The sequence below is a fragment of the Acetobacter tropicalis genome (assembly GCF_030644465.1).
Lineage (GTDB): Bacteria > Pseudomonadota > Alphaproteobacteria > Acetobacterales > Acetobacteraceae > Acetobacter > Acetobacter tropicalis.
The window spans coordinates 205,301-223,110 of sequence record NZ_JAUYUW010000001.1 but is presented as its reverse complement, the minus strand read 5'-3'; the positions used below and the strand labels follow the sequence as shown (position 1 = coordinate 223,110).

Genomic DNA, 17,810 nt, shown 5'->3' with positions numbered 1-17,810 from the left:
GGGGCGTCCGCCACATGGCCGGACGCCCCTTTTTCTGTTTTCCTGCGGACGATCAGAACCCGCTGGAGGGAGGAAACTGGTTGTTCTCACTCTGGCGCAGTGCCAGCCCGATCTGCACCCAGCCAATGCCGCTGGCAATCAGTTCGACAGCGATGAAGGTGCCAATCAGCCACAGCCCGGACCACGGCAGCGTAAAGTAGAGGCTCAAGCCGACCAGCAGGCTGATTACGCCCCCAAACAGGACAATGCCCCAGCCCGGCAGGCCGCGTGACTGAATGGCCAGAATGCAGCGCATGATGCCCACCACAATAAAACAGGCGGCTGCAAACAGTGTGATCATACCGGCACCGGTTACCGGTTCTTCAATAATCATGACCCCGGCGATGATATAGAGTACCCCAGCCAGAAGGGAGAACAGGAACCCGCCCCAGTCCCGCACGGCAAAGGCGTGGATCATCTGCATGGTGCCGGCAATAATCAGCAGCACGCCGATGAAGATGGTGCTGGCGAGTGTTACGGAGACGGCATCAATGGCAGCAATAAAGCCCAGAATAATCAGGGCAACGCCGAGCGCTACAAAGAGCCCCCATTTTTTGGCGAATGGCATGGCAGAATATCCTTTTCTGACCGTTTAATATGACCACGATACGCCAATTGCGAAAGGACTGATACAAATACCGCAGCCCCTTGGTTCGGGGCGTGCTGTCTTAAATCAATTCTGGGGAGCAGAAGGCGGCAGCAGGGGACTTTTCGCGCGGAAAAGATTGACACAAAGCCAGTCTTTCCGTAATGGCTGCCCCCATTGCCGGGAATGTGGACAGGACGGCTGACAGATGGACTATGCTCCCATCTGGCGGTGATACGGACTGCGCCCGCTCTGATCCGTGGGGGACAGAGACTACCGGCGCAATGGCAGGCAGGGTGGCGCAGGCTGGCCTGTTTTGCAGTAGTGGAAGAGAAGAGCGCAGAATGAGCAAGCGCCTTGAGAGCAAGTACAAGATTAACCGTCGCCTTGGCGTCAACCTGTGGGGCCGTGCAAAGTCTCCGGTTAACCGTCGTGAATATGGTCCCGGCCAGCATGGTCAGCGCCGTAAAGGCAAGCCCTCTGACTATTCTGTGCAGCTTATGGCCAAGCAGAAGCTGAAGGGCTACTACGGTAACATCAGCGAAAAGCAGTTCCGTCGGTATTATCAGGAAGCCGTGCGCCGCAAGGGTGATACGTCTGAAAACCTGATCAACCTGCTTGAGCGTCGTCTGGATGCGGTTATCTACCGCATGAAGTTCGCCATCACGCCGTTTGCTGTGCGTCAGTTCATCAACCATGGCCACGTGCTGGTGAATGGCCGCAAGATGAACATCCCGTCCTATCTGGTTAAAGATGGCGACGTGATTGAAATCCGCGAAAAGTCCAAGCAGCTTGCTATCGTTCTGGATGCGACGCAGACCAACGAACGCGATGTTCCGGAATACATGGAAGTTGATCACCGCCAGATGAAGGGTACCTTCATCCGTGGTCCGAAGTTCTCTGACGTGCCGTATCCGGTGCAGATGGAACCGAACCTGGTGGTGGAATACTACTCCCGTTAATCGGCGCTTCGGCCCGATCTGTGCAGCGCCGGGTGGAGGGCAACCTCCTTACCCGGCGTTTGCCGTTTTAGTCCCTTGTCTTTTCCAGCCGGATTGTTCCCCATGTCTGATGCGCCCGTTACCGAACTGAGCACGGAAATTGCCCGTCGCCGCACTTTTGCAATCATCTCGCATCCGGACGCCGGTAAAACCACGTTGACGGAACGGATTCTGCGCGCTGGTGGGGCCATTCAGCTTGCAGGGAACGTACGTGCCAAAGGTGAGCGCCGCCGTACACGCTCGGACTGGATGAGCATTGAGCGTGACCGTGGAATTTCCGTCGTCAGTTCCGTGATGACGTTTGAATATGGCGGCTGCATCTTCAACCTGCTTGATACCCCGGGACATGAAGACTTCTCCGAAGATACGTACCGCACACTGACGGCAGTGGATTCCGCCGTCATGGTGATTGACGCGGCCAAAGGGATTGAGGACCGGACGCGCAAGCTGTTTGAAATCTGCCGCCTGCGCGACATCCCGATTGTCACCTTCATCAACAAGATGGACCGTGAAGCGCAGGACCCGTTCGAGCTTCTGGATGAAGTGGCATCTTCTCTGGCGCTGGATACCTCGCCAGCAACGTGGCCCGTGGGGCGTGCAGCGAAGTTCGTGGGCACGTATGATCTGCTCACCAAGAAACTGCATACTCAGGAAGAGCTTCCGCAGTCTGACCCGCGTATGATTCAGCTTGCAGAAGAACTGGAATTGGCCGAGGCAGCCCTGCCACAGTTTGATCGGGAAGCGTTTGACGCCGGGCATCTGACCCCCGTGTTCTTCGGTAGCGCCATGAAGGAAATTGGCGTGACAGACCTGCTGGATGCCTTGGTATCCTTTGGGCCGTCTCCCCGAAATCAGGTGGCTGAAACCCGCACAGTTAAAGCGGATGAACCAGCCATGACGGCTCTGGTCTTCAAAATTCAGGCAAATATGGACCCGAACCATCGGGACCGCATCGCTTTCGCGCGGATCTGTTCAGGTAAGCTTACGCGCGGCATGCGGTTGCTGCATACGCGCACAGGCAAGAATTTTGCCGTGCATACACCGCAGTTCTTTTTCGCGCGTGACCGGCAACTGGCGGAGGAAGCCTTTGCAGGCGATGTTGTAGGTATTCCCAACCATGGCACCCTGCGTATTGGCGACACACTGACGGAAAGCGAAAACCTCAGCTTTACTGGCGTGCCGCATTTTGCGCCGGAAATCCTGCGTCGTGTGCGGCTGGATGATGCCATGAAAGCCAAAAAGCTGAAGCAGGCGCTCACCCAGCTTGCTGAAGAAGGGGTGGTGCAACTCTTCCGCCCGCAGGATGGAGCGCAACCGATTGTCGGGGTTGTGGGTACCCTGCAGCTTGATGTGCTTCAGGCACGGTTGAAGGCGGAATATGGTGTGGCGATCGGTTTTGATGCCACCCCGTTCTCTTTGGCACGCTGGATTACCGGGCCTCGTGATAAAATTGAAATCTTCGCTCAAATCAATCGAAGCGCCATGGCGGATGATCTGGATGATGACCCTGTGTTCCTGGCCACTTCGGCTTTCATGATGCGCCGTACCCAGGAACAGAACCCGGATATCACCTTTCACGATATCAAGCAGATCGGGATTGAGATTAAATAGGACCAATTACTCGGAACTAGGGAAGAGGTGCTGCGTCTTTCCGGACAGGATGAGCGCCAGAGGAGCCGCTTTGGTGAGGAGACATCCTGGTCCGGGTGGGTCCATCTATTCTGTAGACTAATGGCGCTTTACAGATATGAGTATCAGGCTAGAGAGTAATAAAGCGCTGTCAGCATAGGACAGAGAGGGGGGGGGACCGATTGTGTGCTACGTGCGCTTTTTTGGTATTCGCCGGGAAAAGAGAGGCGGCCTTCCTTCTACTCAAAAAAAGAGAATTCTTTATTATAATACAGAATCAGGATCTAAAGAGCGATCGGACTTTCTGATCAATAACTTTAGGTGTCGCTCCCTATTATGGCTACTTTGAAAAATAAGAATTCTGCATTAAATATAGTTCTAACAATGCAAGGTTAGGCAGTTTTTTATGACTGAAAAAACATTAGATACGCTGATAGCTGAAAATACACTGGATATTTATCCTCCTGAGCCAATGCCTTTTGAAATTGAGTGCATTAAACGTGACCAGCAGGCCGTAGAGTATTTTGGTCATCATGGTGGGGCAGTGCTTGAGCACGTCTTTACAATTGCCAATATCCTTCATCACAATCAAAAGCCGTTTGAAGCCGCCTGTATTTATGGTTTGGCGCTGCGTATTTGTGCTACAAATCGGGACCAATATCCGCTTCCCCAGTCTTTGATGCAAGTGCGCCTGTTGTGTCTTCTTAAAGCAGGTAAGCCATTGCCTGAACACGATTTGCAAACGCTTGCCAGTCTATGCCGTCCTTACGCCAACTATATTGAAGGTATTGCGTCGGCTTGGAGGGGGGGAGATAATAAGGCTGCCTTGGTCCACATTGGGAATGCCTTTGAAGAGTTTTTGAGTGGCGAGGAAATTGACTGGCTGTATCTGGAGATAGCACGGAAAATCCAGCCTAGCCTTTTCAACAGTGATAAGCCCGAAAGAGCATCTGGACAAACAATTCCAAGAAAGCTCTTTATGTATTGGGATAAAGAACCACCGGAAGAAATTACTGAAAATATCTATTTCCATCAGGGTATCCCTGATATGGAAATTGAGGTTTTTAATCAGGAAAAAGCAGCGTCTTGGCTATATGAATATTATGGCATTGAAGCACGTGAATTTTTCCTTGGCATGCGTCATCCTGCCGAGGCGGCAGATTTCCTGCGCGTCCATGTAACCAATCTGCTGGGTGGTTGGTGGCTGGATGCTGATGCTCGCATTCGGGATGAAGCTGCGTTACAGTTTATGTTGGAGCAGAAAGATGATGTTGTTCTGTTCCTGACACAGAATTTTGTCACCCATAACGACTTCTATGGAACTGTTGCTAAAAGCAGTATCATGGAAGAATGCCTGCGTATTCTGTATAATAACTGTTATAAGCATAGGCATCTTTATATAGCGTATAAAACAGGTCCGGGTATTTTTAACCGCGCGCTTTCTCGCACGGCTTTTCGTGCCTTGCAGGGCATTCCGAATGAAGAGCGGGTCAAACTCTATGATCAGTCCAAATTTGAGGAAGTGATCCAGCAGATTGATGCGCCTTACAAAGCGCGTCTGCCTCTCTGGCAGGCTATGGGCTAACCGGTTCAAGAGTTTTTTGGCTGATCACCGTTAGTACTGTGTAGAAAGAGGGCGAAGTGGGATAAGAAATCTTGTCTTACTTCGCCCGCTCTCATTTAAAGGGGCTCTGTGCGGTTTCTTTCTTATGATTGAAATTCCTGCTCACTTTTGCCGTCAGGTGCGTTTTTCTGTCAGACATACGGTAATCCCCCCATAAAAAGAGTGGCTTTTGAATGAGAATTTTCTCAGCGTAAGAATTGAGGAGATTCTGATGAAGAGTGATCGCTTTACTGACGCCCAGATCATGGGTGTGATCCGCCAGGCTGAGGGCGGTGTCCCGGTTCCTGACCTGTGCCGGGAGCATGGGATTAGCAACGCCACGTTTTACCGGTGGCGCGCGAAATATGGCGGCATGGATGCTTCGATGATCAGTCAGATGAAGGCTCTGGAAGAGGAGAACCGTCGGCTGAAGCGCATGTATGCGGATCTGAGCATGCAGACGGATATCCTGAAGGAAGCCCTTGGAAAAAAATGAAGCGGCCAGCCCAGCGCCGGGAACTGGCCGCACAAGCTGTGGCGCATCATAGGGTCAGCATTGCGCTGGCCTGTCGGATTTTTGGGATATCCGAGACCTGCTTTCGCTATCGTCCGCGACTGGCAGCGGAGAACGACAGGATTGCCGATCTTCTTGTGGGACTGACCCAGGCTCACAGGAGATGGGGATTTGGTCTGTGTTTCCTGTATCTGCGCAATGTGCAGGGACATGTCTGGAATCATAAGCGGGTTTATCGGATCTATCGGGAACAGGAACTCAACCTGCGGATTAAACCCCGCAGGCGTCTGGTTCGCGAAAAGCCTGAAAAGCTGTCGGTTCCGGCCCTTCCCAACAGGGTCTGGTCCATGGATTTTATGGCGGACAGGCTGATGGATGGACGTGCTTTTCGGCTCCTGAACATTCTGGATGACTTCAATCGTGAAGGACTGGCGATCGAGGTTGATTTTTCCCTGCCAGCCTGTCGGGTTGTCCGCTGTCTGGAACAGGTTATGGAGTGGCGTGGCAGGCCAGAAGCCATCCGAATGGATAATGGCCCTGAATATGTCAGTCATACGTTGGTTTCATGGGCCGAAAAACAGGGGATTACCCTGATCTATACGCAACCGGGTAATCCGCAGCAGAACGCCTATATTGAACGCTACAACAGAACTGTCCGGCAGGAATGGCTGGAGCAGTATTTGTTTGAAAGCATTCAGGACGTGCAGGAGGTCGCAACACAATGGCTCTGGACATATAATCATGACAGACCCAACATGGGGAACAGCGGGCTAACCCCCGCCCAGAAACTAAAAACAGCTGCCTGAATTCTCATTCAACGCCCCACTAAAAATGGGGGGATTACCATACAAGGAAGGCGACGGCAGGCAGGGCTGCTCCCAATGTAGATGCCCATATCCAGCCACCTTGTGCGTAGGTCCAGGCACCTAAGGCTGACCCTGCCGCTCCACCCAGAAAAAAAATAGCCATATAAAGGCCATTGAGACGGGCGCGGTGTTCGGGGGCGAGGATAAACAAGGCACGTTGGCCCAATACCAGATTGGCGGTCACACCAAAATCAATCATCACTCCGGCAATACAAAGCGCCACAACAAAGGGCGTGGGCTGGTGAAAGAGCCAGGTTGAGAGAAAGGCGAGGGAGGCTATGCCCATAGCGGCAAGGCTTGCGGGCCACGTCCAGCCTTTGTCTGCAACGCGTCCTGCAATCGGGGCCGCAATAGCTCCAGCCACGCCCACAAAGGCAAAAAGCGCAATTTCTCCTTGAGAAAATAGATAGGGCGAATGGGCGAGCAGGAGTGGTGTGACAGTCCAGAACAGGCTGAACGCGCCAAACATGCAGGCATGGTAAAAGGCTCGACGTTGCAGAACGGGCGTATGGCCAAGCAGATGAACCATTGAGAGCAGAAGACCGGCATAACTACTTTGAGTTCTGGGGTGTCGCTGAGGGAGGACGCACTGGAGCACCACGGACAAAACCAGCATGACCCCGGCGGAGAGTAGGAAGATAGTCTGCCAGGACGAAATTTGTGTGACAAAGCTGGAAACCGGCCGCGCCAGCATGATGCCCATCATGAGGCCGCTCATGACGTTGCCAACCACTTGTCCCCGTCGTGCTTCAGGGGCTAGGTGAGCCGCAAACGGAACCAGAATCTGCACAGCGACAGAGAGAATGCCGACCAGCCCGATAGCCAGCAAAAACGGGAGGGGATGGTTTGAAAAGGGAAGCGCCACGAGCGCCAGCATTACCAGTCGCGTCATCCAGACAATAAGGCTACGGTTTTCCAGCAGATCAGCCAGCGGGACAATCAGCAGCAGACCAACGCAATATCCTATCTGTGTCATGGTAACGATCAGACCAGACTGGCTGGCAGACATCCCGAGTGCGGCACTGATAGGGCCAGCCAGAGGTTGGGCGTAATACAGGTTGGCTACAATCAATCCGCAAGCCGCAGCGATAATCATAACCAGGTGTGGCGTGATCGTGGCGTGTTCCTCCTGCTTTTGGAGAGGCAAAGGTGGCTGGTTCATGGGAGGGCGGCTTCCAGCAAGGCGCGTGAGGTGGGGAGGAGATCGGGACGGTTGAGCCAGTTTGCGGTTTCTGTTTTGTGTACAAGCGCCAGTTGGTCATATTCCTGATTAGCGGAGTGGCGCCAGCGTTCCTCCACTTCTTTGAAGGGTAAAGAGGTGTGAAGGGAAAGGCCGATATCCAGAATGCGGGTGCCCGGATGGCGGCAGATCAGTTGTGGGGCGCCTACGGTAAGGTCATGCGCTGTTAGCCCAAGCTCTTCCTCTGCTTCGGCCAGGATTTGCTCTGGCAGAGAGGCATCCGCGCATTCTCCTCGTTTTTCAATGCTGCCTGCCGGGGGGCTTTGCCAGAAATTTCCCTGATAGAGGGAGGAAGGGTGCCGTCGGCCCAGAACGTATCCATCAGGCGTTTCAAGAAGACCAATCACGGCCAACGATTGCAGGCGCAGATGAGGAAAAAGAGCGGGGTTTTTCATCTGGGCAAAAACTCGCCGGTATTCTGTCCAGTGTCCGGATATGGTGGTGGCGGTAACGCGGTCAGCCGTGAAGACGCAGCCATTGAACAAGGCGGGCGTTTCTTGGCGAGCCTGCGCCCAGAGGTTGGATATCTCTGTTTCGAGTGCGTGCGAAAGCGAAGGCGTGGACGAAGACACGCGAATGGTACAGGCAGGGGAAAGCCGGAGGAGCGGCCACTGACCGGAAAAGCTGGGTATCATGTCGGGCATGATACGCAATCTGATCTGAAATTTGTAAAAAGAGTGAAATCTAAAAGTAAAATTACAGATGGCCAAGAAAAGGGAGGCGGGCAGAAAAGCCTGCCTCCCGTTCTGTCAGCCTGAAATCAGACGAGCTGCTGTTTCAGGGCCGCGGTCAGATCCTTGGTTGTGGCATCGCCACCCAGATCCTTCGTGCGCAGACCACCATCCGTGATGACTTTCTTGATGGCGAGATCAATACGGTCAGCCAGATCCTGACGGCCAATGTGCTGAAGCATCATGACGGCAGCCAGCAGCAGGGCCAGCGGGTTGGCAATGCCTTTGCCGGCAATGTCCGGTGCGGAACCGTGAACGGCTTCAAACACGGCGGCTTTTTCACCAATGTTTGCGCCCGGAGCCATGCCCAGACCGCCAACAAGACCGGCCGTGAGGTCAGACAGGATGTCACCAAACAGGTTGGTGGTGACAATCACGTCAAACTGCCACGGGTTGATGACAAGCTGCATGGCGCAGGCGTCAACAATCCGTTCGTTGAAGGCAACGCGACCTTTGTATTCTTCAGCAACCTTACGGCCTTCTTCAAGGAACAGGCCGGTCAGCAGCTTCAGAATGTTGGCTTTGTGAACAATAGTTACGGTCTTGCGGTTGTTCTTGACCGCATATTCGAACGCAAACTTCACAATGCGGCGGCATTCCGCGCGGGAATTGAAGCCGGAGCTCAGTGCAATGCCCTTGGGGTCTTCACCCACCGGGATGTAGTGCTCCATGGCGGCATAGTAGCCTTCAAGGTTCTCACGGAAGAGAACCAGGTCGATCTTGTCGAACCGGCCGCCGGGAACGATGGTCTTGGTCGGGCGCAGGTTGGCGAACAGGCCGAACTCCTGACGCAGTGTGACGTTAATGGACTTGAAGCCGCCACCAACCGGAGTGGTCAGCGGGCCTTTCAGTGCCAGGCCTGTGCGGCGAATGCTCTCAATGGTCTGTTTTGGCAGCGGATCATTGACCGCATCCACCCCGGCCATACCGGCCAGTTGACGGTCCCATTCAAACGGGGCCCCAACCGTATCAAGGATTTCGATCACCGATTCCACAATTTCGGGACCGATACCGTCGCCGGCGATAAGAGTAGCGGGGATGGTTTTGCTGTCTGTCGTCATTCTAGAAGCTCCCTTCACTTCGCAGCTTTTCTGCGCCTGTTCGGCTGGTGACGCGATTCCCAATTGCGTGACCAGTCGCAACTTCGCCTCTGCCTCACGCCCTGTTGAGGGGGGCGCAGGCCGTTTCAAGCCATTTTCTGGCGTCTTCAGGCAGATGTGGGCCAATCAGAGCCAAGATTTGCGCATGGTAGGCATCAAGTAAGGCCATATCTTCCGCCCCGAGAATCCCCGGATCAATCAAGCGACGGTCGAATGGCGCCAGTGTCAGCGTTTCAAACCCCATGGTGGGGCGTGCGCCTTCCTGTGTGGGGAGGGAATGCACCAGAACCAGTGTTTCCAGCCGGATGCCGTAAGCGCCGGGCTCGTAATAACCCGGCTCGTTGGAGAGGATCATGCCTGCCTGAAGGGCAATGGGGTTCGGAACCTTGGAAATACGGGCAGGCCCTTCATGCACGGAGAGGAAGCTGCCCACGCCATGGCCCGTGCCGTGGTCATAATCCAGCCCGGCCTGCCAGAGGTCGAATCGTGCCAGCGTATCCAGCGCATTGCCGGTTGTGCCAACCGGGAAACGGGCGCGGCCAAGGCGCAGATTGCCTTTCAGCACACGGGTGAAGGTTTCTTTCAGTGGGGCTGGGGGAGTGTCCGGGCCAGTCCATACCGTGCGGGTGACATCGGTTGTGCCTTCAGGATACTGCCCACCGCTATCGATCAGATAGACCTCGTTGGCGTTCAGCGTGCGATCCGTTTCCGGCGTGACGCGGTAATGAATAATGGCTCCATTTGAGCCTGCCCCTGAAATGGCCGGGAAGGATTCACCCCGGTAGTCTGCCCCTTCGGCCCGGAACGCATCCAGCTTGGCAGCGGCTTTCAGTTCTGTGGTGCCCTGACCATCCGTATCCAGCCAGTGCAGAAAACGACACAGGGCGATGCCATCTTTCAGGTGCGCTTTACGTGTGCCTTCCTGCTCCACGGTATTCTTGCACGCTTTGGGCAGCAGGCATGGGTCAGAACTTTCCTGCACGATTGCGCCGTGCCGGGTAAGGGTTTCTGCAAACCATACCGCGTTGGTAGCGGGATCAACGGCGACAGTCCGGCCTGCAAGAGTAGCGAGCACTGCTTCCATTTTTGCAGGATCATGCACTCGCACATCGGGGCCAAGCCATTCCCGTACATCCGCAGGGAGTTTGCTGGCTTGCAGGAACAGATCAACCGTGGCGTCCGCATGAAGAAGGGCGAATGCCAGAACGACAGGTGTGCAGGGAATATCCGAGCCACGAATATTAAGAAGCCACGCAATGGATGCGGAATCGCTCAACACGGCCGCAGTCAGACCGGCCTGCGCCAGAGACTGACCAAGACGGACCCGTTTGCTGTGCGAGTCTTCGCCAGCATAGGCCAGTGGATGAACAACAGCGGGAGCCGCAGGAAAGGCAGGGCGGTCCGACCAGAGGCGGTCGATCAGATTGCCGTCTGTCGGCACCAGAGAGAAGGACTTGGCGGCTTTCTGGAAAGGCCGCAGTTCCGCACTGCTCATGATGCGCGGATCATACCCGATGCGGCTACCGGCCGCTGCATGTTTGGCCAACCACACAGAAGGCGGTGTTTGGGTGATATGCTGCCGTTCCCAACAGCTTTTATCCACCTGCTGATCCATCTGGGTGATGTAACGGCCATCAGAGAACACTGCAGCAGTTTCTGGCAACACAACTGCCGCGCCCGCACTGCCGGAAAAATTGGTCAGCCATTCCAGCCGTTCTGCGCAGGCTGGCGTGTATTCCCCCAGAAATTCATCACTATGCGGAATAATCAGCCCATCCAGACCGTTCTGTTTGAGCAGATTACGCAAGGCGCTCAGGCGAGTGGCGGAAGAAGAGGGCATAAGGAACCTCGCAGGGAAGAATGTGGGGGCCGATAAAGAAAGGCCCGTGCGGTGGAAGAGCGCACAGGCCGGGAAGGGAGCGTATCAGGCGGAAGCGCCATAGGGACGACGCAGCACCAGTGTGGCCCAATCCCCTTCAAGGAAAGTGTGTTCCAGCACCAGCCCCTGCCTGCGGTGTGCGGCCAGAACCATGCGGATCTGGGTACGGAGTAACCCTGCCAGAATGACCGTGCCGCCGGGGGCCAGATTCTGGGCAAGATCCTTGGCCATCAGGCACAGGGGGCGGGCCAGAATGTTGGCGAAGACCAGATCATACGGCGCATTATGCCGGATTTCCGGCGTTTTCCAGCCATTGCCCAGACGGCATATGAGCGAGCGGCTCAAGCCATTGCGTTTGGCATTCTCGGCAGAAACCCGCACGGACCATGGTTCGATATCCACGGCCAGAACCTTCTGATGCAACAGGGCCGCTGCAGCCATGGCCAGAATGCCGGAGCCACAGCCCAGATCAAGAATGCGCCGGGGTTTGCGGTACGCAATGCGTTCCAGAGCCCGCAGGCACCCCCGGGTAGAGCCATGTTCGCCAGACCCGAAGGCCACGCCTGCATCCAGTGTCAGCACAATGCGGGTGGGGCTGGGGGTGTCTGGCAGATGGGTGCCACGAACAACAAAATGCTGGCCTACTTCCTGTTCGGGGAAGGATTCATAGGTACGCGCCAGCCATCCCTCGGCTTCTGTCGGAACACGGTTGAGGTCCGCGCTTACGCTGCTGGTCAGTTCTGCCAGGGTCAGGGCAAGGGCGAGGTCATCATCCCGGTGTCCAACGTCTTTCACACCTTCTACGCGCCACAACGTGCCTTCCGGGTTGGCTTCAAAAATACCAACCGTGGTGCATACGCTGCCAATGGCGTTTTCATAGGCTTCAACAGCCGCTTCAGGAACAGTGACCGTAACCGTTTCAAGTGCGGTAGCGTGTCTGCGGGGAGGAGCGGCCATTAAAGTTTCTCTATGAAGGAGGACAGAAGACGCTTGGTGTCGCCACTTTCAAAGACGACCTCAAGGTGGTGCCGGTCTGCACCGATAATGATACCCACGCCAAACCGGGGGTGGCGCACATGGTCACCAAGCTGGAAGGCTGGGGTTGTTTCCGCCAGAAGCGGGTCCTGCCGCCGACGGCTGGTGAGAGGCATGCCGCCTTCAAAAACCGAATCAGACAGGTTCAGGCCACGGCGCTGGGTCGCGCCTTCGTTTTGGCGGGCCACATGCTCTTCGGGCAGTTCGTCCAGAAAGCGGCTGGGCATGGAAGGCTGCCAGTTGGCGTAAATGCGGCGGCTGCCAGCATGATAGATCAGGGCGTGTTTGCGGGCGCGGGTAATGCCCACATAGGCAAGACGCCGTTCTTCCTCCAGCCCTTTCAGGCCGCCTTCATCCAGCGTGCGCTGGGAGGGAAAAACGCCTTCTTCCCAGCCGGGCAGGAAGACAATGTCAAATTCCAGCCCCTTGGCCCCATGCAGGGTCATGAGCGAGAGCTTGGCTTCGCCTGCATTTTCATCATGCTCCATCACCAGCGCGACGTGTTCCAGAAACTCGCCAAGCGTGCCGAAATCGGCCAGAGCGCGTACCAGTTCTTTCAGGTTTTCCAGCCGCCCCGGAGCCTCTGGCGAGCGGTCATTCCGCCACATATCCAGATAGCCGCTTTCTTCAAGCAGGTGCTCCACGGCCACTACATGACCTTCACGCGCCAGAATGTCCCGCGTGGTAGATAGTACGTCCAGCAGTTTGCGGACTTGATCCGCCATTTTACCTTTTACGCCGCCTTCAGTCAGAAGGGCCTGCGTTCCAGCTGACAGCGGTACTTCTCTGGCACGGGCGGCGGCGTGGAATTTCTGCAAAGCGGCAGGGCCAACGCCACGTTTGGGCGTGTTAATGATTCGTTCAAATGCCAGATCATCCGCGGGCTGATGCACGGCGCGCATATAGGCCAAAGCATCCCGAATTTCCGCGCGTTCATAAAAGCGGAGGCCACCGACAATGCGATAGGGCAGGCCAATCTGCACCAGCCGTTCTTCAAAAGCGCGCGTCTGGAAACCAGCGCGTACCAGAATGGCCATTTCTGCCAGTGAGTGGCCTTGAGCCTTGAATTTTTCTGCTGCGTCACACACGGCACGGGCTTCTGCATCAGAATCCCACACCCCGGTGACAGTAACTTTCTCGCCGCGGGCGTCTTCCTTGCCGGAGCGGAGGGTCTTGCCCAGCCGTTCACCATTATGGGCAATCAGGCCGGCCGCGGCCCCCAGAATATGCTGGGTGGAGCGATAATTGCGTTCCAACCGCACAATCTGCGCGCCGGGGAAGTCTTTTTCAAAGCGGAGAATGTTTTCAACTTCCGCACCGCGCCAAGAATAGATGGACTGGTCATCATCCCCCACGCAGCAGATGTTGGAGGGCGCGCCGGAACGTTTGGCGAGCAACCGCAGCCAGAGGTACTGAACGGTATTGGTATCCTGATATTCATCCACCAGAATATAGCGGAACAGGCGGTGATACTGGTCCAGCACATCAGGGCGTGTGCGCAGAATTTCCGTGACATGCAGCATCAGATCGCCGAAGTCACAGGCGTTCAACTGGCGCAGGCGGGTCTGATACGCGGCATAGATGGCGCGGGCGTGACCGTCCGCAAAATCCGAATCTTCGGTGTCAGTTACGCGTTCGGGCGTCAGGCCCCGGTCTTTCCAGCGCTGGATCACGCCTAACAGGCCCGGTGCCGGCCAGCGTTTGATATCAATGCGCCACGGCTCCATCACCTGTTTGAGCAGGCGTAACTGATCATCCGTATCCAGAATTGTGAAGCTGTGTGTCAGGCCCACATATTCCGCATGGCGGCGCAGCATGCGGGCACACAGGGCATGGAACGTGCCCAGCCATAGGCCTTCCGCGGGTTCGCCCAGAATAAACCCGATCCGTTCGCGCATTTCACGCGCGGCCTTGTTGGTGAAGGTCACGGCCAGAATCTGCCATGGCTTGGCGCGGCCTGTGAGCAGAATATGGGCAAAGCGGGTGGTAAGCACCCGCGTTTTTCCCGTTCCCGCTCCAGCCAGAACCAGCAGGGAGCCATCGGTTGTTTCAATCGCCGTGCGTTGTTCCGGGTTCAGGCGCGCCAGATAGGACTCGCCTTCACCCGATGATGATGAAAAAAGCGGAGAGGAGGGGTGTTCGGATGTAGTCACGTGGTCCTTATATAGTCTTGCACGGCTGAGGCCAATCGGAGTGAGGGAATGAACGGCCCGTTTACGGGAGAAAAAGCAGAGGGGGCTGAGGGTAAAGCGGCTCCGGTGGCGGGTGACCCGGTGTTTGCCAGCACCGGGCCCAAAGGCCACCGGCAACGCATGCGCCAGCGTGTGCTTGAGAGAGGAGCGGCCTCACTTGCGGATTACGAAATACTGGAAATGCTTCTCTTTCCGGGCGTGCCCCGGCGGGATACCAAACCCCAGGCCAAGGCGCTGATCAATCATTTCGGTTCTCTGGCCGCAGTGCTGGAAGCTCCTGCTGACGCCCTGAGACAACAGGGCGTAGGGCCAGCATCTGCTCGTTTGCTGACTCTGATGCCAGGTGTGGCGCACTGCATGGCAATTCCGAAAGAGCAGGCGCGCCTCACGCTTGGCAGTTGGGATGCGTTGCTCGAATATTGCGATGAGCATTATGCCACTCTGCCGGCAGGCCAGATGCGGGTTTTGTTTCTGGATAGTCGCAATCAGTTGCTGTCGGACGAGGAGGTGCGCGCAGCCGATGAGGCTCCTGTTTTTCAGCAAGGGGCAAGCAAGGCGCAAACGGCTAAAGCAACGGCGGAAGCTTTGCGGAAGGCTGTTGCGTTCCTGTTGCAACGGGCCCTCTCTTTACATGCGTCTGCCCTGATCACCATAAGGCTTACTCCCGCAGCCATGGGGCTTGATCATCAGATGGGGATGGATGCGCCGCTCATACAGATGGTGCTGAAAGAAGCACCGCTGCTGGCGGTGGACGTGCATGATCATCTGGTGCTGAAAAATGGGGAATGGCGCAGTTTCCGGCTTGTAGGGCAGGAGTGGTGAAGAAGACATCACCGTTCAAAAAAACAAGGGCGACAAAGTCTGGTGCGCCGAAAGGCAAGGGCTTTGCAGATATGGGGCAGGCCCTGCGCGGTATGCAGCCCGTGGATATTCCTTTTCTGAACCATCTGCTGGGGGAGAAAAGAGAGACAGAGGAGCCGGTCAGCAAACAGCCTGACGATGCAGAGGTGTTGGCGCATCTGATTGCCGCAGTCGCATCGCGCTCTACCGATCCCGACATCCTGACCAAAGCGCTCTTGCAGCGTTTTGGCTCTCTGGCGGCAACCCTCAGCGCGCCACTGCAGGAAATGGAGGAGGTAACAGGCGCGAACAGCCTTTTACGAGTCTATTTTCTACTGGCACATGAGGCAGGCATAAGATTGCAACGGGATCGCGTAAAGCGAAACGGTGTGCTGGCGGATAGGGATCAGCTTTACGCCTACCTGCGGGCAATACTGGCGCAGGAACAGGTAGAGCAGGTGCGCGTGCTGTTTCTGGATGCGCAGCATTGCCTGCTGGCGGATGAAATGCAGGCGCGCGGAACAGTGAATTACACCCCGGTCTATCCGCGCGAAGTCATACGCCGTGCGCTGGAATTAAAGGCGAGCACTCTGGTTTTGGTTCATAACCATCCCAGTGGTGACCCGTCTCCTTCTCAAGAGGATGTGGTCATGACCCACCGGATATCTCAGGCAGCTACCCTGATGGGGATAACGGTTGAAGATCATGTAATTGTTGGAAGAGCGCGGCTGATCAGTTTGAAAGAAGAAGGACTGTTTTAAGATCCTTCTTCCGTGCGGGCTTCAGGAAGAAATGGGTTCAGCCTGCGTCTCTTGGGTTTCTTCGGCGGCCAAAGATGTTGCCAGAGGGCCAAGAGCATCCTGAATGCCCAGTTCTCCGGGCAGACTACCAAATGGGAAAATGCAATTCACATGGCCCATCTTGCGGCCTGGCCGTGCTTCTTCCTTGCCATAGAGATGCGGTAGAAGGCCGGGGGTGCCAATAATCTTGGGCCATAGTGCCATATCGTCTGGCCCGATCAGGTTTTTCATGACGGCATCTGAATGGCGGATGGCAGGAGGAAGCGGCATACCCGTTACAGCGCGGATATGCATGTCAAACTGATCGACCGGGCATGCATCCATGGTCCAGTGGCCCGAATTATGTGGCCGTGGTGCGATTTCATTCACCAGTAGCGCGCCGGTGTGGTCCAGAAACATTTCCACACCCAGAATACCCACCAGATCAAGTTTTTCTGCAATGGACACGGCCAAAGCCTGCGCTTGGGCACTGATGGCAGGTTCAACGGGGGCCGGAGCCAATGTGAGGTCAAGAATCCCATTACGATGACGGTTCATGCCCGGATCAAAACAGCGGACGGTGCCATCTATACCGCGCACGACCATCACACTCAGTTCACACGCAAAATCCACCATGCCTTCTGCTACCAGCGGATGCGGAGCAAGCGTATTGAAAGCAGTTTCAAGGTCCGCAGGGTGATGAATGCGGCTCTGGCCTTTGCCGTCATATCCGTTGCGGGTGGTTTTCAGGATAAAGGGCAGGCCAAGAGCTTCTGCCGCCGCATGGAGAGACGCACGATCCGTAACCGCATGCCATGGCGCAAGCGGGATGCCATTTTCCGTGAAGAACGTCTTTTCCGCCAGCCGGTCCTGACTGATGCGAAGAATATGGCCGGAGGGCCGCACGGGACAGTATTGGGAGAGGCAGTCCATGGCGTCGGCGCTGATGTTCTCGAATTCGAACGTCACCACATCCACGCCACGGGCGAAGGCGTCCAGTGCTTTCAGATCATCATACGCGCCGAGGGTAACGCCGTGCGAAACTTGCGCGGCAGGGCTGTTGGGGTCTTTGGTCAGAATATGCGTTCTGAAACCCAGCTTGGCCGCAGCCATGGCGGACATACGGCCCAACTGGCCGCCTCCGACAATACCAATAACGGCATTCGGGCCAAGAGGAGCACTGGCGGAAGATGAGGAAAACGGGGTCATTCTTCGTCTGTCATGGGAGTGTTGGCAACGGAGGCCGTTTGCAGAGCACGCCAGGCTTCAAGCCGTGCGGCAAGTTCCGGTTCCTGCAATGCCAGAATGGCGGCTGCCAGCAGAGCAGCGTTTTTGGCGCCCGAAGAGCCAATAGCCAGCGTTCCTACAGGAATACCACCCGGCATCTGAACGATGGAGAGCAGACTGTCCATGCCTTTCAGGGCACGGGATTCTACTGGAACACCCAGCACCGGCAGGCGTGTCCATGCCGCGCACATGCCCGGAAGATGTGCAGCGCCCCCAGCGCCGGCAATAATAACCGAAAGCCCGCGCCCGGCTGCGCTTTTCGCATAATCAGCCAAACGGTCTGGCGTGCGGTGCGCCGAGACAATCAGGGTTTCATGCGGAATTTCAAGTTCAGTCAGAATGGCGTCCGCATGACGCATGGTGTCCCAGTCTGACTGGCTGCCCATGATAATGCCCACTTTGGGTTCGGGCGTGGTGGTCTGGCTGGTGGCTGCGGGCAGGGGAGAGGTTTCGCTCACGGTGGGGTTGCGTCCAGTATCAGGAAAAAAC

At 56.0% G+C, this 17,810-nt stretch carries 15 protein-coding genes; 6 read left to right on the top strand and 9 right to left on the bottom strand.

Features of this window, described 5'->3' with window-relative positions; translation table 11 throughout:
* Positions 1–52: 52 nt before the first annotated feature.
* On the bottom strand, positions 53–607 hold the full coding sequence (locus QWU00_RS01050) for an HdeD family acid-resistance protein (protein WP_035382377.1): 555 nt from the start codon (positions 605–607) through the stop codon (positions 53–55).
* Positions 608–969: 362 nt separating this feature from the next.
* Between QWU00_RS01050 and rpsD the strand changes: the two genes are divergently transcribed.
* The 4 genes from rpsD to QWU00_RS01030 all read left to right on the top strand — a co-directional run bounded on the left by rpsD (position 970) and on the right by QWU00_RS01030 (position 6,178).
* On the top strand, positions 970–1,587 hold the full coding sequence (gene rpsD, locus QWU00_RS01045; protein WP_035382398.1) for a 30S ribosomal protein S4: 618 nt from the start codon (positions 970–972) through the stop codon (positions 1,585–1,587).
* A gap of 102 nt (positions 1,588–1,689) precedes the next feature.
* Complete coding sequence (locus QWU00_RS01040; RefSeq protein ID WP_035382376.1) at positions 1,690–3,237, top strand: peptide chain release factor 3; 1,548 nt, start codon at positions 1,690–1,692, stop codon at positions 3,235–3,237.
* Between the two features lie 424 nt (positions 3,238–3,661).
* Positions 3,662–4,840, top strand: a complete 1,179-nt coding sequence (locus tag QWU00_RS01035) for a glycosyltransferase family 32 protein (RefSeq protein ID WP_052051565.1) — start codon at positions 3,662–3,664, stop codon at positions 4,838–4,840.
* A gap of 250 nt (positions 4,841–5,090) precedes the next feature.
* A protein-coding gene (locus QWU00_RS01030) for an IS3 family transposase (protein ID WP_150395605.1) occupies positions 5,091–6,178 on the top strand; the annotation gives its coding sequence in 2 pieces (ribosomal slippage) (positions 5,091–5,352 and positions 5,352–6,178; 1,089 coding nt in all).
* A 34-nt stretch (positions 6,179–6,212) separates the two neighbouring features.
* Here the strand turns inward: QWU00_RS01030 and QWU00_RS01025 are convergent.
* The 6 genes from QWU00_RS01025 to QWU00_RS01000 all read right to left on the bottom strand — a co-directional run bounded on the left by QWU00_RS01025 (position 6,213) and on the right by QWU00_RS01000 (position 14,376).
* Entirely contained in the window at positions 6,213–7,400 is a 1,188-nt protein-coding gene (locus QWU00_RS01025; protein ID WP_052051490.1) for an MFS transporter, read from the bottom strand.
* Positions 7,397–8,122 carry an NUDIX hydrolase gene (locus QWU00_RS01020; protein ID WP_231551850.1) on the bottom strand — a complete coding sequence of 242 codons (726 nt, stop codon included), beginning with the start codon at positions 8,120–8,122 and terminating at the stop codon, positions 7,397–7,399. The genes QWU00_RS01025 and QWU00_RS01020 overlap by 4 nt, the downstream gene beginning before the upstream one ends.
* 116 nt (positions 8,123–8,238) lie before the next feature.
* Positions 8,239–9,270, bottom strand: a complete 1,032-nt coding sequence (locus QWU00_RS01015) for an isocitrate/isopropylmalate dehydrogenase family protein (RefSeq protein WP_006557089.1) — start codon at positions 9,268–9,270, stop codon at positions 8,239–8,241.
* 94 nt (positions 9,271–9,364) lie between these two features.
* Entirely contained in the window at positions 9,365–11,149 is a 1,785-nt protein-coding gene (locus QWU00_RS01010) for an aminopeptidase P family protein (RefSeq protein ID WP_035381678.1), read from the bottom strand.
* Positions 11,150–11,233: 84 nt separating this feature from the next.
* Positions 11,234–12,145, bottom strand: a complete 912-nt coding sequence (locus tag QWU00_RS01005; protein WP_006557091.1) for a 50S ribosomal protein L11 methyltransferase — start codon at positions 12,143–12,145, stop codon at positions 11,234–11,236.
* Positions 12,145–14,376, bottom strand: a complete 2,232-nt coding sequence (locus QWU00_RS01000; RefSeq protein ID WP_081939112.1) for an ATP-dependent helicase — start codon at positions 14,374–14,376, stop codon at positions 12,145–12,147. The genes QWU00_RS01005 and QWU00_RS01000 overlap by 1 nt, the downstream gene beginning before the upstream one ends.
* 48 nt (positions 14,377–14,424) lie before the next feature.
* On the opposite strand from QWU00_RS01000, the gene QWU00_RS00995 reads away from it, so the two are divergent.
* Positions 14,425–15,237 carry a JAB domain-containing protein gene (locus QWU00_RS00995; RefSeq protein WP_035381683.1) on the top strand — a complete coding sequence of 271 codons (813 nt, stop codon included), beginning with the start codon at positions 14,425–14,427 and terminating at the stop codon, positions 15,235–15,237.
* Entirely contained in the window at positions 15,234–16,016 is a 783-nt protein-coding gene (locus QWU00_RS00990; RefSeq protein ID WP_231551852.1) for a JAB domain-containing protein, read from the top strand. The genes QWU00_RS00995 and QWU00_RS00990 overlap by 4 nt, the downstream gene beginning before the upstream one ends.
* A gap of 21 nt (positions 16,017–16,037) precedes the next feature.
* Here QWU00_RS00990 and QWU00_RS00985 read toward each other — a convergent pair whose 3' ends face one another.
* Positions 16,038–17,243: a 5-(carboxyamino)imidazole ribonucleotide synthase gene (locus QWU00_RS00985; protein WP_035381685.1), complete on the bottom strand. Its 1,206-nt coding sequence runs from the start codon at positions 17,241–17,243 to the stop codon at positions 16,038–16,040.
* Positions 17,240–17,779 carry a 5-(carboxyamino)imidazole ribonucleotide mutase gene (gene purE / locus QWU00_RS00980; RefSeq protein WP_081939114.1) on the bottom strand — a complete coding sequence of 180 codons (540 nt, stop codon included), beginning with the start codon at positions 17,777–17,779 and terminating at the stop codon, positions 17,240–17,242. Before purE ends, QWU00_RS00985 begins: the two co-directional genes overlap by 4 nt.
* Positions 17,780–17,810: the final 31 nt, after the last annotated feature.